General features: G+C 71.2%; 18 protein-coding genes. 12 read left to right on the forward strand and 6 right to left on the reverse strand.

Translation table 11 applies throughout. The features are described 5' to 3' along the window. Nucleotides 1-120 precede the first annotated feature (120 nt). Nucleotides 121-1,098, forward strand: a complete 978-nt coding sequence (locus CUC05_RS11035; RefSeq protein WP_108666179.1) for a hypothetical protein — start codon at nt 121-123, stop codon at nt 1,096-1,098. A 162-nt stretch (nt 1,099-1,260) separates the two neighbouring features. Here the strand turns inward: CUC05_RS11035 and CUC05_RS11040 are convergent, their stop codons facing one another. Beyond that, nucleotides 1,261-2,595, reverse strand: a complete 1,335-nt coding sequence (locus CUC05_RS11040; protein ID WP_108666180.1) for a hypothetical protein — start codon at nt 2,593-2,595, stop codon at nt 1,261-1,263. Nucleotides 2,596-2,700: 105 nt separating this feature from the next. Continuing rightward, entirely contained in the window at nt 2,701-4,263 is a 1,563-nt protein-coding gene (locus tag CUC05_RS11045) for a sensor histidine kinase (RefSeq protein WP_114476312.1), read from the reverse strand. Between the two features lie 127 nt (nt 4,264-4,390). On the opposite strand from CUC05_RS11045, the gene dinB reads away from it, so the two are divergent. The 3 genes from dinB (at nt 4,391) to CUC05_RS11060 (ending at nt 6,985) form a co-directional block, all read left to right on the forward strand. Next, nucleotides 4,391-5,554, forward strand: coding sequence for a DNA polymerase IV (gene dinB, locus CUC05_RS11050; RefSeq protein ID WP_108666364.1), 1,164 nt, complete (start codon nt 4,391-4,393; stop codon nt 5,552-5,554). Between the two features lie 90 nt (nt 5,555-5,644). Next, nucleotides 5,645-6,439: an enoyl-CoA hydratase/isomerase family protein gene (locus tag CUC05_RS11055; RefSeq protein WP_108666182.1), complete on the forward strand. Its 795-nt coding sequence runs from the start codon at nt 5,645-5,647 to the stop codon at nt 6,437-6,439. Nucleotides 6,440-6,616: 177 nt separating this feature from the next. Continuing rightward, a complete protein-coding gene (locus tag CUC05_RS11060) occupies nt 6,617-6,985 on the forward strand; it encodes a DUF3040 domain-containing protein (protein WP_157965456.1) in 369 nt (122 codons plus the stop codon). Here the strand turns inward: CUC05_RS11060 and CUC05_RS11065 are convergent. Then, a complete protein-coding gene (locus tag CUC05_RS11065; protein WP_170127985.1) occupies nt 6,982-7,848 on the reverse strand; it encodes a LysR family transcriptional regulator in 867 nt (288 codons plus the stop codon). The two genes, CUC05_RS11060 and CUC05_RS11065, sit on opposite strands and share 4 nt — an antisense overlap. Nucleotides 7,849-7,989: 141 nt before the next feature. Between CUC05_RS11065 and CUC05_RS11070 the strand changes: the two genes are divergently transcribed. Further along, nucleotides 7,990-8,943 carry an aldo/keto reductase gene (locus tag CUC05_RS11070; protein WP_240606247.1) on the forward strand — a complete coding sequence of 318 codons (954 nt, stop codon included), beginning with the start codon at nt 7,990-7,992 and terminating at the stop codon, nt 8,941-8,943. Here the strand turns inward: CUC05_RS11070 and CUC05_RS11075 are convergent. From CUC05_RS11075 to CUC05_RS11085, 3 genes are read right to left on the reverse strand one after another with little or no spacing between them, the layout of a single operon-like run. After that, nucleotides 8,933-11,254, reverse strand: a complete 2,322-nt coding sequence (locus CUC05_RS11075) for a transglutaminase TgpA family protein (protein ID WP_108666185.1) — start codon at nt 11,252-11,254, stop codon at nt 8,933-8,935. The genes CUC05_RS11070 and CUC05_RS11075 overlap by 11 nt on opposite strands. Beyond that, a complete protein-coding gene (locus CUC05_RS11080) occupies nt 11,251-12,501 on the reverse strand; it encodes a DUF58 domain-containing protein (RefSeq protein ID WP_108666186.1) in 1,251 nt (416 codons plus the stop codon). The genes CUC05_RS11075 and CUC05_RS11080 overlap by 4 nt, the downstream gene beginning before the upstream one ends. 34 nt (nt 12,502-12,535) lie before the next feature. Further along, a complete protein-coding gene (locus tag CUC05_RS11085) occupies nt 12,536-13,501 on the reverse strand; it encodes an AAA family ATPase (protein ID WP_108666187.1) in 966 nt (321 codons plus the stop codon). Nucleotides 13,502-13,876: 375 nt separating this feature from the next. Between CUC05_RS11085 and CUC05_RS11090 the strand changes: the two genes are divergently transcribed. The 7 genes from CUC05_RS11090 (at nt 13,877) to CUC05_RS11120 (ending at nt 21,676) form a co-directional block, all read left to right on the forward strand. Continuing rightward, complete coding sequence (locus CUC05_RS11090) at nt 13,877-15,589, forward strand: ABC transporter substrate-binding protein (RefSeq protein WP_108666188.1); 1,713 nt, start codon at nt 13,877-13,879, stop codon at nt 15,587-15,589. 137 nt (nt 15,590-15,726) lie between these two features. Then, complete coding sequence (locus tag CUC05_RS11095; RefSeq protein WP_108666189.1) at nt 15,727-16,758, forward strand: ABC transporter permease; 1,032 nt, start codon at nt 15,727-15,729, stop codon at nt 16,756-16,758. Between the two features lies 1 nt (nt 16,759). Beyond that, a complete protein-coding gene (locus tag CUC05_RS11100; RefSeq protein ID WP_108666190.1) occupies nt 16,760-17,911 on the forward strand; it encodes an ABC transporter permease in 1,152 nt (383 codons plus the stop codon). After that, nucleotides 17,908-18,909, forward strand: a complete 1,002-nt coding sequence (locus CUC05_RS11105) for an ABC transporter ATP-binding protein (RefSeq protein WP_108666191.1) — start codon at nt 17,908-17,910, stop codon at nt 18,907-18,909. The genes CUC05_RS11100 and CUC05_RS11105 overlap by 4 nt, the downstream gene beginning before the upstream one ends. Further along, nucleotides 18,906-20,246 carry an ABC transporter ATP-binding protein gene (locus CUC05_RS11110; RefSeq protein ID WP_108666192.1) on the forward strand — a complete coding sequence of 447 codons (1,341 nt, stop codon included), beginning with the start codon at nt 18,906-18,908 and terminating at the stop codon, nt 20,244-20,246. Before CUC05_RS11105 ends, CUC05_RS11110 begins: the two co-directional genes overlap by 4 nt. 49 nt (nt 20,247-20,295) lie before the next feature. Next, entirely contained in the window at nt 20,296-20,940 is a 645-nt protein-coding gene (locus tag CUC05_RS11115; protein ID WP_108666193.1) for a TetR/AcrR family transcriptional regulator, read from the forward strand. 247 nt (nt 20,941-21,187) lie between these two features. Beyond that, nucleotides 21,188-21,676 carry an HNH endonuclease gene (locus tag CUC05_RS11120; protein WP_108666366.1) on the forward strand — a complete coding sequence of 163 codons (489 nt, stop codon included), beginning with the start codon at nt 21,188-21,190 and terminating at the stop codon, nt 21,674-21,676. Nucleotides 21,677-21,707: the final 31 nt, after the last annotated feature.

Here is a 21,707-nt window from a genome sequence, read left to right on the forward strand (position 1 = left end):
CGGGGGTCTGGGGGCGAAGCCCCCAGTGTGAAGGGCCTGAAGGAGGATCGAACCCCGAGCGTCCACGCGAGGGGTGAGGACCGGACGGAGGGCCGGGGGTCTGGGGGCGAAGCCCCCAGTGTGAAGGGCCTGATGGTCGGGGGTGGGGGGCGGGTCAAGACGCGGCGTGACCTGCTGCTGGAGGTGGGGGAGCGGTGGAGCGGGCTGAAGCGGCACGACCCCCGCAAGCCCGAGCAGCCGATCCAGCTGGGCCTGCTCGCCCCCGCCGAGGCGCCCGGCCTGCCGGAGTACCGCGCCAGCGAACGGGTCCGGGCGGAGCTTGAGGTCGTCGGCATGGACGCCACCCGCCATGTCGTCACCTTCTACGACACGCTGCTGGACACCGTCGGGGTCACCCGGGCAAGCGACCTGCTGGACTGCCGCGAGAACCAGCGCGTCCGCATCGCCGGGGTCAAGGTCGCCACCCAGACCCCGCCGGTGAAGTCGGGCCAGCGGATCATCTTCCTGTCCCTCGACGACGCCACCGGCATCGGCGACGCCACCTTCTTCGAGTCCGTGCACGACCGCTGCGCCTGGACGGTCTTCCACACCTGGCTGCTGGTGGTGGAGGGGGTCGTGCACCGCACCGGCAGGCGGGGGGTCACCGTCACCGCCGACCGGGCCTGGGACATGCGGCGCCTGATGACGGCATGGCAGCAGGGCTGGCTGGACGAGGCGCTGGCCGAGCAGGGTCGCCCCACCGACCAGGGCCACCGCGACTTCGGGGACGGGGCCCCGTCGGAGACCATCCGCGGCGCCGCCGGCCGGTCGGGCATCGTCATGCCCGGCCGTGAGGGGGAGCACCTGCAGATGGTCGAGACGGTGCCCTACCGGCCACAGGACACCGACGATGCCCCGGGTCGTCCGTCGCGCATCGGTCCCAACGGGGCGACCTGGGCAGACCCGGCGGGCCGGCATCCCGGTGTCGATCCGGGGGACACCCGGCGGCTGTCGCGCAACGACCCACGCCACCCCGACAACGCCGACCCCGACCGGGCCAGCAACCCCGAGCCACCACGGAAGCTGTGGCACTCCTCCGGCGGATCGGCGGGTCGGTAGGTGTCGACCGTCCCCCGCCCCGGCTCGGCCCCGCCCCGCGTGCCGCTCCCGGCCGGTCCCCGACGATGGCCTCGCTGCCCGGCGACCCATCCGGATGACGCCCCCACGCACCACCCGGATGTCGGTCCGGGACGTCCGGCCACGTCCGGCCGGCTCACCGACTCAGCCGCCGACCTGCACGGTCGTGTACATCACGAAGCTGCCGCCGGTGTCGTTGCCGAAGACGACCACGTCGAAGAACCCGTCGGCGGGCACGTCGAGCTCCACCAGCTGGACGTTGTCGGCCACGATGCTGCCGAACGCCAGGATGTCGCCGTTCTGGCCGATACCGATCGTCGGCACGAACGTGGACGAGGCCACCAGCACGTGGATCCGTTCCCCGGCGAAGGCCTCGAGCTCGAAGGTGGTGATGTCCTGCGGGGCGACCGTGCCGCTGGGCACGTCGAGCAGCTCGAACTCCGCGAAGGTCTGCAACGTCATCGAGATCTGCCCGGGGGCACCGGTGGCGTTGAGCGCAGCGGCCAGGTACTGCCCGGCCACCGGGGCCGAGATGACGTTGGCCAGGGCGTTGGAGCCCGGTCCCATCATCGTGTCCTCGATGACGAGGGCGTCGTCGGGCCCGAACACGAACAGGTCGGGGTCCTGCCCGCCGACGGCGCTCACGCTGACGGTGTCACCGACCTGGAGGTCGAAGACGACGACCGCGACCTGGTCGACGCCGACGTCGAGCGTCGCCTCCTGGAACGGCGCGACCGGAAGCGCGATGGCCCGAAGGTCGCTGAGGTCGCCGTCGCTCATCCCGGCGTCCTGCATCGGCTGGGGCAGGGGAGTGGCGGCTGGCTCGAACGGGGCCGGCTCGGGCGGTGCTTCGGGCATCGCGCCGAGCGGCTCGGGGCGCACGGCCTCGGTCTGCGCCGCCTCGGGATCGGGGGTTGCCAGCGCATCGGTCATCGACTCGGCCATGCTGCCGGCGTTGGCAGCCTCGGTCGGCTCCACCGACGACATGGCGTCGACGAGGTCGTCGGTCTCGTCCTGCCCGCCGTCCTGGCCCTCGTCCTGCGTCGCGTCGGTTCCCTCGCCGAGGGCGACCTCGCCGTCCCCGCCGTCACGGGCGAGCAGGAACACGATCACGCCGACCCCGACGATCAGGACCAACGCGAGCGGCACGAAGAACGCCGGTCGCTGGATCAGGGGCTTCTTCGGCGGCTGCCATCCACCCCCACCACCGAGTCCCGGGGGACCCTGGAATCCCGCGGGTCCGGGCTGGCCGCCGTAGCCGGGTTGACTGCCGTAGCCGGGCTGGCCCTGATAGCCGGGCTGGCCGCCCCAGCCGGGCTGTGCCGGGGGGCCGGGTTGGCTCGGAGGTGCGGGTTGTCCCTGCGGGCCCGGTTGGCCGCCCCACCCGGGCTGCCCGCCCTGCCCGGGTGGCTGCTGCCAGCCCTGCGGACCACCCTGTCCGGGTTGGCCGGGAGGCCCCTGCCACGGGTTGTTCGACATGCCGTCCCCTCTGTTCTGCTCCCACGCGGTGAATGCAGCGTAGAAGAGCGTGGGGCCGGGGTGGGGAACGATTTCATTGCGCCCGGGCAACCGACGCCCGAGGGCTCACTCGGCGGCAACCGCCGGGGCCTGCTCCATCGACGACCACGCCGCCAGCCAGACGCTGAACGTGGCGCCACCCCCGGGTGTTTCGGTCACCTCGACCCGGCCGGCGTGGGCCTCGGCCAGCGCCTGGACCACGTACAACCCGAGGCCCAACCCGCCACGTTCGTAGGGGTCGGCCCCCCGGGTGAACTTGTCGAACAGCGCCCGTCGCATGGCTGGGTCGATCCCCTCGCCGTGGTCCACCACGTCGATGCGCAGCCCACGGGCCTCCTCCGAGACCCGCACGGTGATGGGGGAGTCCGCCGGCGTGTACTTCAGGGCGTTGGACAGCAGGTTGTCGACGATGCGGAGCAGCACGTCGGAGTCGAGCACGCGCACGAGGCCGTCTGGCACCTCGCAGCGCACCGCACGATCGGGGGTCGACTGGTCGATCGCGCGGACGGCCGAGCGCACGACACGATCGACGGGGGTGATCTCCGGATGGATCTCCAGGGCGCGCCGCTGGGACCGGGACGAGTCCAGCAGGTCGCCGATCAGCCGGTCGAGGCGCCAGCCCTGCGTCTGGGCGATGCCGGCGAACTCAGTGATCTGGTCGGGGGTCAGCGAGGAGGCCCGGGTCGACATCGTGCTCAGCAGGCCGATCATCGACGTCAGGGGCGTCCGCAGCTCGTGGGTGACCAGCGTCAGGAACTCGTCCTTGGCCTGGTCGGCATCCAGCAGGCTGGCCACACGGCCGAGCTGGTCCTCGTAGGACCGGGCGTTGGCGATGGCGGCGGCCGCGGCGTTGGCGAAGACCGATACGCCCCGCAGGTCGAACTCGGTGAAGGCCTCGCGGGCCGTGCCCGCCGCCACCTGCAGCACCCCGACCAGCTGCCCCCGCACCTCCATCGGCACGGCGATCATCCCACCCGTGACCCCGGTCCGACGGCCGCGGGGATGGTCCTCGGTGGACAGCAGGGCATCGCGTTCGCGCATGGCTCGGCCCGCGAGGCCGGCATCCACCGGCTCGACGGTCCCGACGTCGACACCCGCGGGGCCGTGCACGGCGACGGCTGCGAGCTGGTCGGGACGCGAGCCGTCCAGCAGGTACAGCACGACCGACTCGGCACGAAGCAGGCCCGCGGCGGAACGCGAGATCTCCGCCAGCACGTGCGGCAGGTCCAGCGCCGCGTTCATGGCCCGGGTGGCGTGGAGCAGCAGGTTCAGCTCCTCGACGCGGTTGACGAGCGACGCCGTCATCACGCGCTCCTCCACCAGCAGCGAGGTCAGGCGGCGCAGGGTGATCTCCCGCTCGGCGACATAGCCCATGACGACGACCAGCATCGCCAGCATCGCCAGCCGTGCCGTGCGCAGGTCGACGGTCTGTCGGAGGACGTCGGGCAGCCCATCGAGTCCCACGGCGACCATGATCGCGGGCACGCCGACGGCGACCAGCAACGACAACCCCCAGAGCTGTGCCCGTCGACGGTCCACCTCCTCCAGGCGCGGCACATGGATCTGTCGCAGGCCCGCGGTGCGCGCGAGCGTCCGTCGGTCGACGGATGCGGGAACGGAGGACGGCATGGAGTAGGGGCCTGGCGAACGGAGAAGCAGCGGTGGTTGAGGTGTCGGTACGCCGGGACCCCGTCTGTAGGAGAAATCCGTGACGAGTCCCGAATCGGGAACCCGACACGCACAATGGGGGGTCGCCATGTCCATCGCTGAACCCATCCTCCATGTCGACATGGACGCCTTCTATGCGTCGGTGGAGGTCCGCGAACGCCCCGAGCTGGCCGGACGGCCGGTCCTCGTCGGCGGTACCGGCGGACGCGGCGTGGTGGCCAGCGCGTCCTACGAGGCGCGGGCCTTCGGCATCCGCTCGGCGATGCCCATGGCGCGGGCGCTGCGGTTGTGCCCCCACGCCGTGGTCGTCGGCTCGAGCTTCGACCTGTACGGCGAGGTGTCCGCCCAGCTGCGAGAGATCTTCGAATCGGTCACCCCGATGGTCGAGCCGCTGTCGCTGGACGAGGCGTTCCTCGACGTGAGCGGCAGCATCCGGCTGTTCGGCGAACCCGTCACCATCGGCGAGATGCTGCGCGAACGGATCCGCGAGGAGCTGCGGCTGCCGGCAAGCGTCGGCGTGGCCCACAACAAGTTCCTCGCCAAGCTGCTGTCGGGCAAGGCCAAGCCCGACGGCCTGCTCCACCTGCCGACCGAGGCGGCGCTGGACTACATCGCGCCGCTCGGGGTGCGCGACCTCTGGGGTGTCGGCGCCAGGACCGCCGAACGGCTGGAGAAGTTCGGCATCCGTACCGTCGCGGAGGTGCGGGCGGTGCCGCGCGACACGATGGTGCGCATCGTCGGTGAGGTCGGGGCGTCCCACATCGCCGACCTGGCGATGGCCCGGGACCCGCGGACGGTGTCGCGCCACGAGTCGACCAAGGGCATGGGGGCCGAGGAGACCTTCGACGCCGACATCGACGACCCCGACGTCCTGCGACGCGAGCTGCTGCGCCTGTCGGAGAAGGTGTCGCGCCGGCTGCGCAAGCACGGGGTCGCCGGTCGCACCGTCACCCTGAAGCTGCGGTACGCCAACTTCTCCACCATCACCCGCAGCAAGACGGTGGATCGCCCCCTCGACGACGCCACCCAGCTGCACCGGACCGTCGCGCAGCTGCTGGACGCCCTCCGCCTGGAACGGGTCCGGGTCCGGCTGGTCGGGGTGCGCGTCACCAACCTCGTGCCCGCTGGCGCGGCCCGCCAGCTCAGCATGACCGCCGACGACCGGTGGCAGCAGCTGGAACGGGCCGCGGACTCCGCCCGCGATCGGTTCGGTGACGGGTCGGTCACCCGCGGCGCGCTGCTGGACGAGTAGGGCCGTCCCGAGGGGGCGGGACGGCCCCGATGGGGTCCGTCCCACGGCTCGGGGGTAGTCTCGGGCGCCCCCGTCCCGAGGAGCCCCCAGATGAGTGATCGCGTTGTGTTCGAGGCCGCCGAGGATGGTGTCGGCACCGTCACGCTGAACCGCCCCGACAAGCTCAACGCGATGGACCAGGGGGTCTTCGACGGCCTGCACGACGCCACCGATCGGGCACGCCAGGCCATCGACGCGGGCACGGTCAGGGCGGTCCTCGTCCGTGCCGAGGGGCGGGCGTTCTCCAGCGGGCTCGATGTCAGCCTCTTCGGCCAGCAGGCCTCGGGCGACACCCCCGCCGACGACTGGATCGCCTACCTGCAGCAGGCGTTCACCGGCCTGGAGGACCTGCCCGTGCCCGTCGTCGCCGCCATCCGGGGGGTCGCCTTCGGGGCGGGCTGCCAGCTGGCCCTCGCGGCCCACATGCGGCTCGCCGCGCCGGATGCCGAGATCGCGCTGCTGGAGGCCAAGTGGGCGCTCGTCCCCGACCTCGGTGGCCTGACCCGCCTGCCGCGGGTCGTCGGCCTGGGCCGTGCGGCGGACATGTCGATGACCGCCCGCCGGGTCGATGCCGCCACGGCCCTGGCGTGGGGGCTCGTCGACCGCGTGCTGCCCGCCGAGGACTTCGACGAGGCCAGCCGTGCCTTCGTTGCCGAGCTGGCCGCCGGTCCCACGGTCGCCATCGGCGCCGTCCCCGGATTGCTCCGTCGGTCCTACCGTGCGCAGCGCGAGGACATGCTCGCCGCGGAGCGCCAGCACCAGCAGGCATGCCTCGCCTCGGCGGACTTCGTCGAGGCCGCGACGGCCGCGATGCAGCGTCGTCCCCCGGCGTTCACCGGACGTTGACCGACGCCCCACGTACTGAATAGCGTTCAGAGTTTCGGCCCGGGCTGGCCCGGTGGTGCAGCCAGCGTCACAATGGGGCTGCGCCACGGGCGCTGGTGGGCCACAATCGGTCCACGCCTCCGACGCCGATCCATGCGGCTGCGGACACACCCACCCACCCCAGCGGAGACCGCCACCATGCCCCTCTCGGATCGAGAACAACAGATCCTTTCCGAGATCGAGTCCCAGCTCGCCAACGAGGACTCCAAGTTCGTCAAGCGCATCCGTCGGACCCCCGCGAGCCTCGGTCGTGTCCGCCTGCGCTACGCGATCATCGGCCTGGTCGTGGGACTGGTCATGCTGCTGGCCATCGCCATCAACCCGTGGGGGCCCTTCGTGGCCTTCGCCGGGTTCGTGCTGATGCTCGTCAGCGCCGTGGCAGCCGGCAACCAGCTCAAGACGCTGGGCGAGGATCGCGACAGCAACCTCGGCGGGCAGCTCAAGGGAGGGTTCAGCCGGTACATGGAGGGACGGCGCCACTCCGACGACGGGGACGACCGGGCCTAGCGTCCCATCGCCCGGGCTGCGGCCAGGAAGGCATCGCGGGCCGGCAGGCGCTGACGATCATCGTTCCACGCCAGCGCCACGGTGGCTGGGGGCGCATCCACGACGGGGACGACGACGAGGTCGTCTCGCTCGAACAACGTCGACACCGACGACGGCAGGATCGTCAGGGCGACCCCCGTCGCGACGTACTCCAGCTTCTCCTCGAGGGTCCGCACGATCGGCCCGGTCGGCACCGGCTTGCCGTCGGGCCTGGGGTCGATGTTGTGCTCGGCGTCCCAGCTGACCGCCACCGGCCCGTCATGACGCACCATCGGCTCGTCGGCCAGCTCGGCCAGCTGCACCGTCGATCGACGGGCCAGCCGATGGCTGGTGGGCAGCAGCACCATGCGTGACTCCGTCCACAGCGGCTCGACGCGGAGCCCCTCCCCGACGATGGGCAGGCGTCCCAGCAGCACGTCGGCCGCGCCGGTCCTGAGCACGTCGCCCTGCTCGTACCACTGCACGCGACGCATGCCGATGTCCGGCTCGTGGCCGTCCGCCCGGAGCGCGGCGACCACGGGACTCGGGCTGACCCCGGGCACGAACGCCACCTCCAGCCGCTGGTGGGCGGTCAGCCGCCGTCGCGCGGCCTCGGCCGCGACCAGCAGCGCCCGCGCGTCGGCGAGGAAGGTCTTGCCCGCGTCGGTCACCACGACCGAGCGGCTGGTGCGCTCCAGCAGGGCGACCCCGAGCTGGGACTCCAGTCGCTGGATGCGCCGGCTGACGGCGGACTGGGCCAGGTGGAGCCGTCCTGCTGCCCGACCGAAGTGCTCGGTGTCGGCCACCTCCACGAAGGTCCGCACCAACCCCAGATCGAGCTCCACGCCGGACATCGTACGCCCCCCGCGTCGCGGAGAAGTCGTCCCGATCGATGCGTCGGGGGCATCGATGATCGACGACCGGCATGGATGGCGCAGCATCCGACGACAAGACTGCCCGACATGCACCGAACCACACTGTCCACGATGTCCACCTCCGCCCTCGGCCTCGGCTGCATGGGCATGACCTTCGCCTACGGGACCGTCGACCGCGACCGCAGCCTCCGGACCCTCGACCGTGCCCTCGAGGAGGGCATCACCCTGTTCGACACCGCCGACATCTACGGTCCCCGCACCAACGAGGAGCTCCTGTCGGGGTGGCTCGCCGCGCACCGTGACGACGTGCAGCTGGCCACGAAGTTCGGGGCCTACTCACTCGAGATCGAGGGCCGCAGCCCCGACGGCCGTCCCGAGTACGTCGGGCGGGCCTGCGACGCCTCCCTGTCGCGGCTCCGCACCGACGTCATCGACCTCTACTACCTGCACCGCGTCGACCCGTCGGTGCCCATCGAGGAGACCGTCGGCGCGATGGCCGAGCTCGTCACGGCCGGCAAGGTCCGCCACCTCGGCCTGTCGGAGGCCTCGGCCGACACCATCCGACGTGCCCACGCGACCCACCCGATCACCGCGCTGCAGACCGAGTACTCCTTGTGGACCCGCGACATCGAGGCCGAGATCCTGCCGGCCATCCGCGAGCTCGGCATCGGACTCGTGGCCTACAGCCCGCTCGGTCGAGGCATGCTGACGGGCACCATCACCTCGCTGGAGGACCTCGCCGAGGACGACTGGCGCCGGTCCAACCCGCGGTTCCGGGGTGACAACCTGCAGCGCAACCTCGACCTCGTGGACGCCGTCACCGCCCTCGCGGAGACGAAGGGCACGACACCGGCGCAGCTGGCGCTCGCCTGGGTGCTGGCACAGGGTGAGGACATCGTGCCGATCCCCGGCACGACCCGGCCGGAGCGGGTCAGCGAGAACGTCGCCGCCCTCGAGGTGCCGTTGACCGGGGACGACCTCGCGGCCCTCGACCGGATCGCGCCCATGGGCGTGGCCGCGGGTGACCGCTATCCGGCAGGCGCCATGCGGATCCTCAACGGCTGAGCGCCTCGAGGATCGCCAGCCGGGCCCGTGCGGTCCGGCTGGCCCGGCCCAGCAGTCGTGACCGGATGGTGCCCGCTGCGCCCTCGGCGGTACGCGCGTCGGCCACGGTGACGGCCGGCGCGAAGTCCGCCCGCGTCGAGGGTCCCGCGAGGGCCGCCCCCGACGGATGCCCGTCGGCCAGCCGCACGAAGTACTCGGCGTCGGTCTCGCCGGTCCGACGGGCACGCCCGACGGCCGCACCGACGCGCTCGGCCCGCAGCCGGGCACGCTCGATGCGTTCCTCCGGTGGGCGCTGCGGGGCCATGCGGCCACGTGCGCCGATCAGGGCCACGACGCCCACGCCCGCGAGGGCGAGCAGGACCAGCAGCCACGGCACCCCACCGTCCTCGGCGCCGCCCGACCCCGACCCGACGCTCGCGGGGGCCTCGCTGCCGAGCGGTACCAGCGGATCCTCCGCCGTGCGCGGGTCCTCGGTCTGCCGGGACTGCGGCAGCTCGCCGGGGCCGACCGGGTCGGGCACACCCTCGCCCTCGGCCTGCGCCATCGCGACGGTCCGGGTCGGGACCACCGACTCGCCGTCGGGCACCAGGACGTTGCCGTCGGTGCGGGGCGTCGGCTCGAACGCCACCCAGCCCAGGTCGCCGAAGTCGACCTCGACCCAGGCGTGGGCGTTGGCGTTGGTGACCTCCCACAGTCCGTCGTCGCCCTGCGTGCCCGGGGTGTAGCCGACCGCCAGGCGGCTCGGGATGCCCATCGTGCGGAGCATCACGGCCATGGTCCCGGCGAACTGCTCGCAGTACCCCTGCTGGCCGTTGATGAAGCGCTCGATGAAGGTGCTGCCGTTGCCGAGCTGCGGCTGGGTGGAGTAGCTCCACGTCCGCAGGTGGTTCTGGATGGCCAGGGCACGGTCGAACATCGTGGTCGCGCCTGCCTCCGCGACGATCTGCTCGGCGAGGTCGTTGACCAGCTGCGGCACGTTGGCCGGCAGGGCGGTGTGGGGGCTGTTCGGATCGGGTTGCACCGCGCGGAGGACCTCCGCGTCGGGCTGCGGCAACGAGGCGGTGACGCGATAGCGGTCACCCCGGACCAGCGGGGTGTCACCGGGGACCGTGAGGGTCGCGAGGTCGGCGTCGTAGCGCATGTCGCTGGCCCGTGACCCCGCGACCTCCGTGGTCAGGTACGGGGTGGGGGCCAGGATCGCACCGGTCTCGATCCCCTCGATCAGGACCTCGACCTGCACCGTCTCGGTCGGGATGGCCGGCGGGTCGGCGACGGTCCCGCGCACGTTGCTGCCGCCGATGGTGCCGTCGATGCCCCATTCCTCGCGGTCGTTGAACGTGTCGAGGGCCGTGGTGCGCATGTAGACGGGCCGGTCGGCGTCCACGCGCAGGACCGGGCCGGTGTTGGTGGCGACCAGGCGGTCCCGGATGTTGACGATCGGGTTGGTCGTGATCGTCGTGCCGCTGCCGCCCCGCACGTTGTAGACGGGGCGCTCCTGGAACCCCGGGAGGGCACCGGCCAGCAGGACCCCGCACAGCGCGGCGGCCGTCAGCATCGCCCATCCCATCAGGGGGACCGGACCGGACCGGGCCGACGAGGTACCGGCGAAAACCGGTGTGCCCCAGGTGCCCGTTGCGTTGGCGTTGCCGAGCAGCAGGAGCAGGCCGGCCGCGCCCAGCATCGCCAGGGACGGGACGACGATCGACTCCCCGCCGGGGGCCACGGCCAGCGGCACGCACCACAGCACCAGGGTGGCGGTGATGGCCGCCAGCGGTGAGCGCAGCACGAACATCATGCCGTCGGCGAGGTAGGCGATGAGCCACACGCCGGTCACGGCGAGCAGCAGCAGCCCGGCCTCGGCGAAGGTGGGGGAGGGGCGCAGGCTGACGAGCTCCAGCCCGTAGACGAACAGGTCCCGCAGCGCGTCGAGGGTTCGCAGCGTCGGCAGCAGCCCCGCCGCCGCGGTGGCCGGCAGGAACGCGATCGTCACGAAGACGAGCAGGCCGATGATCGACATCGCCAGGTGGGTCACCGGACCGACACGCAGCCGGCGGGACCCCCAGCCGATGCCCAGCGCCAGCACGGCGCTGCCGATGACCGGTCGGACCCACTCGGTGCCGATGAAGACCCGGCGGAGCGGCAGCAGGGCGGCCAGCACCAGCAGGGACAACCCGAGGGTCAGCAGGTCGTCGGACACCGCGGGCCGTGACGACACCGGCCGGTGCTCGGCCGGACCCGAGGTCGGGAAGGGGTCGGGCAGGGACGGCGGCCGTGCGGTGGAGGCGGGTCGGCGCAGGGTGGGGGTGCTCATCCGGTGGCTCCGGCCCGGGCACCGTGGCGCGACCGTGGCGTCATCAGCTCGACCCAGCGTGGCGCCAGCGGGGTGCCCGGGGTGATCAGCGTGGCCTGCCAGCCGGCGGCCACGAGCAGCTGGACGGTCCGGATCGCCCGCGGGTCGTCGTCCCGCGGCCCGGTCACGAAGGCCAGGCGCTGCCCGAACCCGCGGACGCCGAACAGCGCACGCATGTCGGGATGGTGGCTGGGGTCCTCGCGGCCGTCGGGCACGCCCACCACGGACACGAACAGGCCCTCGCCCCCGCGGGTGGCGGCCACCGACGGCCCCATCCCGGTGTTGTCGGACGGGTCGAGCAGCGCAAGGCGGTCCAGGCTCTGTGCCCAGGGCTGGGGGCCGCCACGACCGGTGTCGGTGTCGGTGACGAGCCGGATGGCGTAGCCGCGGTCGGCCAGGTGGTAGACGAGCGATGCGGCGATGGACACGGCGTGCTCGAGGGTCCCGTCGGGGCCGCCGGTGTGGCTGGCGCGTCGGGTGTCGAGGTGCAGCGTCGCGTGGGCCTGCCACGGCTGCTCCATCTGGCGGACCATCATCGTCTGCCGGTGGGCGGTGGAGGGCCAGTGGACCATCCGCAGGTCGTCGCCGCGGACGTACTCGCGCATCGTGTAGAACTCGTCGCCCGTCGCGAAGACCCGTCGGCTGTCGCTGGACCCCGAGCCCATGTGGGTGCCGGAGACCTGCTGGTCGGGCAACCGTTCGATCCGGGGGTAGACCAGCACGTCCTGCACCGCGGTGTAGCGGCGGATCCGCTCGGCGACCCCGAACGGGTCGCGGATCCGGATGGTGACCGGACCCAGCTCGTGGCGACCACGCGCGTCGGCCTGCGCCCGGTACGGCGCGGTCGCGACCCGCCCGGGTCCAAGCCCGCCGATCACGAAGCGGGCCTCCCCGGGCAGCGGCTGGTCGGCGGCCCACAGCGATTCGGGCAGGTGCTCGCTGACCAGCAACGTCGGGGTCGGCACGCGACCGTCGTTGCGCAGCTCGATGGTGGCGTGCACCTCGCCGCCCGCGACGACGCGGTCGGTCTCGACCAGCCGTCGTGCGGCGACCGACGACGTGGTCTGCCGCACGTACAGCACGCCGAGGCCGAGGACGGCCCCGCTGGCCACGGCGACGGCGTAGAGCTCCGCGATGCCCAGCATGCGGCCGACCAACCACGACAGGACTGCCGCGAGGCCCACCGACACCCCTCGGCCCGTCAGCATCGGGTGGTCCCGGGGCAGCAGGGCACGGACACGGTCATCGGCGGGGGATGGGCACCTGGCCGAGCACGTCGGCGATGACGGACTCGGGGGTGACCTCGGCCATGCGGGCGTCGGGGGTGAGGATCAGCCGGTGGGACAGCACGTGCGGGGCCAGCGCCTTGACGTCGTCGGGGACGACGTAGTCGCGGCCGAGGCAGGCGGCTGCGGCCCGGCCCGCCCGCAGCAGCGCCAGACCCGCACGGGGGGAGCAGCCGAGCTCGACCGCCGGATGCTCGCGGGTTGCCCGCACGATGCCGACCACGTACTCCTTCAGGGCGTCGGCAGCGTGCAGGTGCTTGACGACGTCGATGAGGCCGGCGATCTCCTGGGCGGTGGCGACGGGCTGCAGCGCCGCTGCGGCGTCCCCGGCCCCGTGGGTGTTGAGGACCTGCAGCTCCGCGTCGGAGGAGGGGTACCCGATCGTCACCCGCATCATGAAGCGGTCGCGCTGGGCCTCGGGCAGGGCGTAGGTACCGTCCAGCTCGATGGGGTTCTGGGTGGCGACCACCATGAACGGCACCGCGAGCGCATGGGTGGTGCCGTCGACGGTGACGGTGTGCTCCTCCATCGCCTCCAGCAGCGCCGACTGCGTCTTGGGGCCGGCGCGGTTGATCTCGTCACCGAGGACGATGTTGGCGAACACCGCGCCGGGCTTGAACTCCCAGTCGTGGGTCTCGGCGTTGTAGACCGTCGTCCCGGTGATGTCGCTGGGCAGCAGGTCGGGGGTGAACTGGACGCGTCGCACCGAGCAGGCGATCGAGCGGGCGATCGACTTGGCCAGCATCGTCTTGCCGACACCGGGCACGTCCTCGACCAGCAGGTGTCCCTCGGCGAGCAGGGCGATCAGCGCCAGGCGGATCACCTGTGGCTTGCCCTGCACCACCCCGCTGACGTGCTGTTCGATCCGGTTGTAGGTGGCGGCGACGGTTTCGACCGCCGGTGCCGCTGGTCCTGCTGACACGTCGCGTGCTCTCCTCACCCTGTCGATGTGTTCGGCGCCCTGTGGATGCGCCCGGTCCCCTGCGCAGGATCGGCCTCGACATGCGCCCTCCCAACCCTGCCACGGTCCCGCGCGTCAAGCGATGCCGAAGTTCTTGGCCGTGACGTGCAGGAACATGGTCAACTCGTCGCGAAGCACCAACTCCATCTGCGCGGACCCGGTCCGGTGAGAGTCGTACGACAACGGTCGTACGTTGGACTAGACTCAGCCGCGCTCGTGGTCCGAACGGATCACACCCCGGCCAGGCCGCTCGACAGCGACATCCGGATCGACCGGCTGGCCACACCCCCATTCCAACCCAAGGGAGGAACACCCATGCGCGCATCGTGGTTGCGTATGCTGGCGATCATCGCCGTACTGGCGCTCGCGGCAGCGGCCTGTGGCGGCAGCGAATCGTCCACCGAGGACACCGCTGACGACACCGTGTCCGACACCGAGGAAACCGACGCCGAGGAGCCCGCCGACGACGCGGACGCCGAGGACACCGAGGAGGAGCCCGCCGACGAGGTGGAGGAGACCGAGGACGACGCGGCCGAAGGCGAGCCCACGGGTGACAACACCCTGGTGTTCGGTACCACCGAGCAGCCCTCGACCATCGACCCGGCCGACGTCTACGAGAAGCTGGCCTCCGACATCCTGTTCAACACCACCAACCGCCTGGTGGAGTTCTCCGCGGAGACCAACGAGATCGGGCCAGGCCTCGCCGAGTCCTACGACATCTCCGAGGACGGGCTGACCTACACGTTCAACCTGCGTCAGGGTGTCGTCTTCCAGGACGGCAGCGAGATGACGTCCGAGGACGTCGTCTGGTCGCTGAACCGGTCGCTGAACATCGCGCACCCCGACGGTGCGTCGTTCCTGATCGGCTCCATCACCTCCATCGAGGCCCCCGACGACTACACCGTCGTCATCACCATCTCCGAGCCGAACTCCACGTTCCTGGCCCGCCTGAACTACACCGTGGCCACGGTGCTGCCGTCGGACTCCGACGTCTACACCGCGCCGGACGCCAAGCTGGAGGCCCCCTCCGACGACGACGCCGGTGCCGAGACCCTGCTGGAGGAGGCCGAGTCCTACATCGTCTCCGACCAGATCGTGGGTACCGGTCCCTACCAGATGACCGACTACCAGCCCGGCGTCTCCATGACGCTGGAGCGCTTCGAGGACTACTGGGGCGAGGCCCCCGCCATCGACACGGTCCGCATCGTGTTCTACGAGTCCACCACCCAGATGCGCAACGCCCTGGCTGCCGGTGAGATCGACATGGCCGTCAACGACCTCGACCCGACCGAGACGTCCTCCCTCGAGGGCGAAGAGGGCATCGAGATCCTGACCGACGCCGGTGGTCGTACCTCCTACATGGTGGTCGACGTCACCCAGCCGCCGTTCGACGACCCGGCCGTCCGCCGCGCCGTCGCCGCCACCATCGACCGCCAGCGCATCGTCGACGAGGCCTTCGAGGGCCAGGCGTCCCCGCTGTTCTCGATGATCCCCGAGAACTTCGACGTCTCCGCTGACCACATCTCCGACATCGAGGTCGAGCTCACCACCGACAGCCCGATCGAGTTCGAGCTGTGGTACCCGGCCGACCGGTACACCAACCAGGCCGAGGTGGCCGAGATCATCAGCCGCTCGCTCAACGAGTCCGGCCTGTTCAACGTGACCACCAACACCTCCGAGTGGGCCACGGAGTACTCCACCCACCTCAACGACGGTGCCTACCCGATCTACCTGCTCGGCTGGTACCCCGACTACCTGGACCCCGACGACTACATCGAGCCCTTCTACCACTCCGAGAAGACCTTCATCGGCTTCTACGGTTCCGAGGAGATGGACTCGCTGATCACCGCGGAGCAGGAGGCCGAGCCGGGTACCCCGGAGCGTGCCGAGATCTTCGACGAGATCCAGCAGCTGGCGGCGACCGACATGCCGTTCATCCCGCTGTACTCCGAGGGCCAGGAGGCCTACTTCAACGAGCGCGTGCAGGGCGTCGAGGACACCCTCGGTGCCGCGCAGCAGACCTGGTTCTACGTGCTCTCCCTGAGCTAGTAGCCAGCCAGGTGACCTGAACGCCCGCAGCCGGGCTCCTCGGAGCCCGGCTGCCGGTGTTTTGTGTCCCGTACGATGATCCGCCCGCCGGCCGGTTCGGCCCAGGACCGGCCAACTCCCCCCACGAGGACATGCCCATGTCAACGAAGACCTCGGGATCCAGCCTCGGCAAGTACATCGCGGTACGTGTGGCCCTGGCGCCCGTGTTCCTGCTGCTGCTGCTGACGGTCCTGTTCATCCTCCTCAGGATCCTCCCCGGTGACATCGTCACCGCGTCGCTGGCCGGTCGGGCCAGCGAGGAACGCATCGAGCAGGCCAGGCAGGCGGCTGGTGTCGACCGGCCCATCACGGTGCAGTACGTGGAGTACCTGACGGACCTCGCGAGGGGTGACTTCGGGCAGCCGCTGACCGACCCGCGCAGCACCAGCGAGCTGCTCGCCGACGTGCTGCCGGCGACCTTCGAGCTGACGATCGTCGCGATGCTGATCGCGATCCCGCTCGGCATCGTGCTCGGGGCGCTGTCGGCGAGGTTCCGAGACACGCCCCTGGACGGGGCGGCCAGGTTGTTCGGCATCGTCAGCTTCTCCCTGCCGGTCTTCTGGCTGGGCATCCAGGCACAGCTGATCTTCTCGGTCTGGCTGAAATGGCTTCCGACCGGCAACCGGATAAGCGGGCGCATCGTCCCGGTCAACGGGCCGACCGGGTTCTACGTCCTCGACGGGTTCCTGGCCGGCAACTCCGAGTTCGCCATCACCGCACTCAAGCACCTGATCCTCCCGGGAGCGACGCTCGGGCTCGTGATCTCGGGCATCTTCATCCGGCTCGTCCGCGTCAACATGCTGCAGACGCTCCGCGCCGACTACGTCGAGTCCGCCCATGCCCGCGGCGTCCACGAACGGCCGGTGCTGTTCCGCCACGCCTTCAAGAACGCCCTCGTGCCCGTCATCACCATCATGGGCCTGCAGTTCGCGCTGCTGCTCGGCGGGGCGATCCTGACCGAGACCACCTTCTCCTGGCCGGGCATCGGCAGCAAGCTCGTGGACTTCATCAACGCCCGTGACTACGTCGGCGTGCAGGTCCTGGTGACGGTGATCGCCATGCTCATCACCGTGACCTCGCTCCTGATCGACATCCTCAACGGGCTCATCGACCCGCGGGTGAGGTACTGACATGGCAACCCCTGACCCCACCCGGACCGACTCGACCGAGACCGGAACGACTGACGTGACCGACACCGCGTCCCCGCGCAGCGGCGTCCGCGCCCGCATCGAACACGCGCTGCGGCCGTGGCGGCGGGCCAACCCGGGTGCCCGCTACCTCGTGATCGCGGGCACCGTCATCACGCTGGTGTTCCTCGTCATGGCGGTCTTCGCCGACAGCGTCGCGCCCTTCGGCGAGAGCCAGTACTGCCCCGACGAGTTCTTCGACCCGACCGTCGGCGCGACGGGCACCTGCATCGGGGCCCCGCCGGACGCCCAGATCCCGGCCCGGGTCGCACCCAGCGCCGAGTACCCGTTCGGCACCACCGACACCCGGTTCGACGTGCTCAGCCGTGTGATCCTCGGCGCGCGGATCGCGTTCCTCGTCGTGGCGTTCTCCACGGCGTTCGCCATGCTGATCGGGGTGCCGCTCGGGCTGTTCAGCGGCTATATCGGCGGCCGGCTCGACCGCGTCCTGGTCCTGATCATGGACACGATCTACGCCTTCCCGTCGCTGCTGCTGGCCATCCTGATCGCCTTCGCGCTGCGGCTGCGGCTGGAGCAGTGGGGCATCGATGCCCCGTTCGTGCCGGCGGCGATCTCCGTCGGCACCGTCTACATCCCGCAGTACTTCAGGGTCATCCGCAACCACACCCTGTCGGTCAAGGAGGAACCCTTCGTCGAGGCGGCGCGCTCGCTCGGCGCCAAGCGGCGGACCGTGGTGTTCCGCTACATCTTCTTCAACGTCGTGTCCTCCATCCCGGTGCTGTTCACCCTGAACGCCGCCGATGCCGTGCTGACGCTGGCGGCGCTGGGCTTCCTCGGGTACGGCATCAAGTTCCCCACCGCCGAGTGGGGGCTGGACGTCAACCTGGGCCTTGCCGACTCCGTCGGCGGCTTCTGGTGGACCGCCTTCTGGCCGGGTGTGGCCATCACGCTGCTCGTCACCGGGCTCTCGCTCATCGGTGAGGGGCTCAACGACATCGTCAACCCGTTGCTCCGCGTGAAGGGCTTCAAGGGCAAGGTGAAGGGGGCCCGCGCCGCGATGAAGGCCGCGGGCGACCGCCGCGAGCAGCCGCTGGACGCCGAGTCGACCGTGCTGGCCGAAGGGGACGTCCGATGACCGACGCAACACCAGTCCTGTCCGTCCGCGACCTCCGCGTCGCCTACGGCACCCCGGCAGGGATGCTGCACGCCGTCGACGGCGTCTCCATCGACGTCGCCGCGGGTGAGTCCCTCGGCCTGGTCGGCGAGTCCGGCTGCGGCAAGTCCACGATGGGCAAGGCGCTGATGCAGCTGCTGCCGCCCGGTGCGGAGATGTCCGGCTCGGTGAAGCTGCAGGGGGAGGAGCTCGTCGGCATCAGCCCCCGCGCCCTCCGGAAGGTCCGGGGCGAGGACATGGCCCTGGTCTTCCAGGAACCCATGACTCGCCTCGACCCGCTCATGCGCGTCAGCGACCACTTCGTGGAGGCCATCCGGGCACACCGGCCGGGCACCAAGAAGGACGAGGCCCGGGCGATGGCCCGTGAGGCGCTGATGCAGATGGGCATCCCGCCCACCCGCGCCGACAACTACCCCCACGAGTTCTCCGGCGGCATGCGCCAGCGCATCATGATCGCCCTCGGGATCGTCATGCGCCCCTACCTCGTCATCGCCGACGAGCCGACGACGGCGCTCGACGTCATCGTCGAGGCCCAGATCCTGGACCTGCTCGACCGCCTTCGCCGCGAGGAGGACCTCGGGCTGATCCTCATCACCCACAACCTCGGCATCGTCGCCGAGACCTGCGACCGGGTGGCGGTCATGTACGCCGGACGGATCGTCGAGGTCGGCCCGGTCGAGGAGGTCTTCACCGACCCCAAGCACCCCTACACCCAGGGGCTGCTGCGATCGGTCATCAGCGTCGACACCGAGGAGCTGGCGTCCATCGACGGCTTCCCGCCCAACCTGCTCGACCCCCCGACCGGGTGTCGGTTCGCCCCCCGCTGCGACCAGCGGTTCGAGCCGTGCACCACCGTCGACCCGAGCCTCACGCCGGTCAGCGACGCCACCCGCGCGGCCTGCCTGCTGTACCCGGGTGCCGAAGCCGGCACCGACGCGACCCACGAGATGGCCCGATGAGCGTGACGTCACCCAGCGAGTCCCCCACGACCGGCACCCTCGACGACCCCACGCCCGGGGTCGACACCACCGACACCGACGGCATCCTGCTGCGGGTCCGCAACCTCCACACCCACTTCGGCACGTCCCACGGCATCTTCAGCCGCGGCGACAAGAAGGTCGTCAAGGCCGTCAACGACGTCAGCTTCGACCTCAAGCAGGGCGACATCTTCGGCCTGGTGGGGGAGAGCGGCTCGGGCAAGACGACCCTCGGCCGCAGCATCCTCGGCCTGGCACCCGTGACCGACGGGGCGGTGTGGTGGCGGGGCCAGAACCTGGCCGAGCTGTCCGAGCGGCGCTTCCGGCCGCTGCGCCGGCAGATGGGCATGGTGTTCCAGGACCCCAACGCCTCGCTGAACCCCGCGATGACGATCGTGCAGGGCGTCGGCCACCCGCTGCGGATCCACGGCTTGGCCTCCAGCCGGGCGGAGGTGCGGACGAAGGTCGCCGCGATGCTGGAGCGGTGCGGCCTGACCCCCGCGGAGCGGTACCTCGACAGCTATCCCGAGGACGTCTCGGGTGGCCAGAAGCAGCGCGTGGTGATCGCCCGGACCCTCATCACCGAACCAGAGCTCGTCGTCGCCGACGAACCGGTCGCGGCGCTCGACATGTCCATCCGGGCCAAGGTGCTCGAGCTGATGCTCGACCTCAAGGACGAGCTGGGCCTGACCTACGTCTACATCACCCACGACCTGACCTCCGGCCGGTTCGTGTGCGACCAGATCGGGATCATGTACCTCGGCGAGCTCGTGGAGTGGGGCGACGCGGCGGCGATCTACGACGATCCGCAGCATCCCTACACCGACGCGTTGCTCGGCGCGGTCCCGCTGCCCGACCCGTCGCGCAAGGGGCGGGAGAAGAACCTGCCGTCCGGGGAGATCCCCGACGCGCTCGATCCCCCGTCGGGCTGCCAGTTCCACCCGCGGTGCCCCCGTGCCTTCGAGCCGTGCGGCTGGGAAGGCGACGACCTCGTCGACTTCCTCGAGCAGCGCTGGACCGAGGTGGACGCCGACACGTTCGAGAAGGAGATCGGGGCGACCGGGCCCCTGACTGCCGTGCGGACCAGCCGGCACGAGGCCCGGTTCACCGACGGCCACAACCCCGACCTGCTGGCGCTGATCGAGGACCTCAGGGCCTCGGACCGGCACCGGATCTTCTCCGGGGTCTCCGACGTGGCGACCGAGGGGGGCGACGTCGTCGTCCGCTTCGGCGAGGGCCCGGCGCCGGCGCTGCAGCAGGTCCAGGGACGCATGGTGGCCTGCCATCTGCACGGCATCGTCCGACGTCCCGGCGAGTGAACCGCCGACTCGGAGTTGACGTGGGCGTCAACTCTGGCAGGATCAAGGCGTGATCGATCCCCAGCACGTGACCCCGCGCGGCCGCAAGACCATGGCCAAGCTGCGCGTGGCCGCGCAGGAGGCGTTCGCCGACCTCGGCTGGCAGGAGACCCGGGTCCAGGACATCGCCGAACGGGCGGGTGTCAGCCACGGGACGTTCTACACCTACTACGAGAACCGGTCGGCGATCCTCATCGACCTCGTCACCGACACGATGGCGGCCTTCATCAACCTCGTGTCGGAGCCGTGGGAGAGCGAGGACCCGCGGGCGGAGGTCGAGCGGATCGTGGGCGGTGTGCTCGACACCTACTCCGCCGACGCAGCGGTCATGAAGACGTGGATGCAGGCCTCGCGGGAGGACGCGGAGTTCGGCGAGCTGTACCTGGACCTGCGGCAGCGGTTCGTCGACCGCATCACCGAGCAGCTCGACCTGGTCACCGATGCGGCGGGACGCCGCAGCAAGGTCCCGCCGCCGGAGACCGTGGCCTCCGTCCTCGCTGCCATGGTGGAGCACTTCGCCTACTGCCGGACGGTCCTGGGCGAGCAGCACAGCCGCGAGGCCGCGCTGGATGCCCTGCTCATGGTGTGGGGCGGCGCGATCAACGGGATGGCCGGGTTCGAGATCATCGACACCGCCCCCCGCCACGCCATCTGAGCCGACCTGCCGGCGCGGTGCGAGGGGTGCGTCGTCCGGCCGACGGCCCGCTGGTAGGGTGACCGCGACCGGAACCGGACCGATCGTCCGCTGCCAGGGCGGGCCTCGGGGACGGCTGGTCGGAGGTGAACGGTTGAGTGCGCTGATTGCCCCCCACCCCGCGCCCCACGGGACGCGGGAGTCGCCATCGCCTCCGCCCGTGGCGCCCACCAGCGGGCCGGGCAAGGCCCTCGTGCTCAACGCCTCGATGGAACCCCTGTGCGTGGTCAGCGGTCGACGCGCCCTCGTCCTGCTGCTGACCGGCAAGGCCGACATGGTCCACGAGGGGGTGCATGTCTTCCACAGCGAACGCCTCGACCTGTCCGTCCCCTCGGTCGTCCAGCTCCGCCGATACGTACGGGTGCCGTACCGCCGGCGGGCCACCCTGACGCGTCGCGGCGTGTTCATACGCGACGGCCACACGTGCCAGTACTGCGGTGCCCCCGCAGAGAACATCGACCACGTCCACCCACGAAGCCGCAGCGGCGCGCACGAGTGGGAGAACGTGGTCGCTGCATGCATGCGGTGCAACTCCCGCAAGGGCGACCGGACCCCTTCCGAGGCGGGGATGGCGCTCGTCCGCCAGCCGTTCGCCCCCCGGGCGGCTTTCTGGATGGTGGTCGCGGTGGGCCGGGTCCGGCCCGAGTGGGAGGTCTACCTCGGCGACGTGCACCGCCCGGAGCGCGCGGCGAGCTGACCCCGGGATCCTCGGGGCCGGGCAGGAATCC

This window comes from Euzebya rosea (genome assembly GCF_003073135.1).
GTDB lineage: Bacteria > Actinomycetota > Nitriliruptoria > Euzebyales > Euzebyaceae > Euzebya > Euzebya rosea.

What these genes read in the sequence shown, in the direction of transcription:
- CUC05_RS11070 (WP_240606247.1), top strand. Translation starts at nt 7,990, where the DNA reads ATGTCCACCTCCGCCCTCGGCCTCGGCTGCATGGGCATGACCTTCGCC.
- CUC05_RS11120 (WP_108666366.1), top strand. Translation starts at nt 21,188, where the DNA reads ATGGAACCCCTGTGCGTGGTCAGCGGTCGACGCGCCCTCGTCCTGCTG.
- CUC05_RS11045 (WP_114476312.1), bottom strand. Translation starts at nt 4,263, where the DNA reads ATGCCGTCCTCCGTTCCCGCATCCGTCGACCGACGGACGCTCGCGCGC.
- CUC05_RS11075 (WP_108666185.1), bottom strand. Translation starts at nt 11,254, where the DNA reads ATGAGCACCCCCACCCTGCGCCGACCCGCCTCCACCGCACGGCCGCCG.
- CUC05_RS11105 (WP_108666191.1), top strand. Translation starts at nt 17,908, where the DNA reads ATGACCGACGCAACACCAGTCCTGTCCGTCCGCGACCTCCGCGTCGCC.
- CUC05_RS11110 (WP_108666192.1), top strand. Translation starts at nt 18,906, where the DNA reads ATGAGCGTGACGTCACCCAGCGAGTCCCCCACGACCGGCACCCTCGAC.
- dinB (WP_108666364.1), top strand. Translation starts at nt 4,391, where the DNA reads ATGTCCATCGCTGAACCCATCCTCCATGTCGACATGGACGCCTTCTAT.
- CUC05_RS11055 (WP_108666182.1), top strand. Translation starts at nt 5,645, where the DNA reads ATGAGTGATCGCGTTGTGTTCGAGGCCGCCGAGGATGGTGTCGGCACC.
- CUC05_RS11100 (WP_108666190.1), top strand. Translation starts at nt 16,760, where the DNA reads ATGGCAACCCCTGACCCCACCCGGACCGACTCGACCGAGACCGGAACG.
- CUC05_RS11040 (WP_108666180.1), bottom strand. Translation starts at nt 2,595, where the DNA reads ATGTCGAACAACCCGTGGCAGGGGCCTCCCGGCCAACCCGGACAGGGT.
- CUC05_RS11095 (WP_108666189.1), top strand. Translation starts at nt 15,727, where the DNA reads ATGTCAACGAAGACCTCGGGATCCAGCCTCGGCAAGTACATCGCGGTA.
- CUC05_RS11080 (WP_108666186.1), bottom strand. Translation starts at nt 12,501, where the DNA reads ATGCTGACGGGCCGAGGGGTGTCGGTGGGCCTCGCGGCAGTCCTGTCG.
- CUC05_RS11090 (WP_108666188.1), top strand. Translation starts at nt 13,877, where the DNA reads ATGCTGGCGATCATCGCCGTACTGGCGCTCGCGGCAGCGGCCTGTGGC.
- CUC05_RS11060 (WP_157965456.1), top strand. Translation starts at nt 6,617, where the DNA reads ATGCCCCTCTCGGATCGAGAACAACAGATCCTTTCCGAGATCGAGTCC.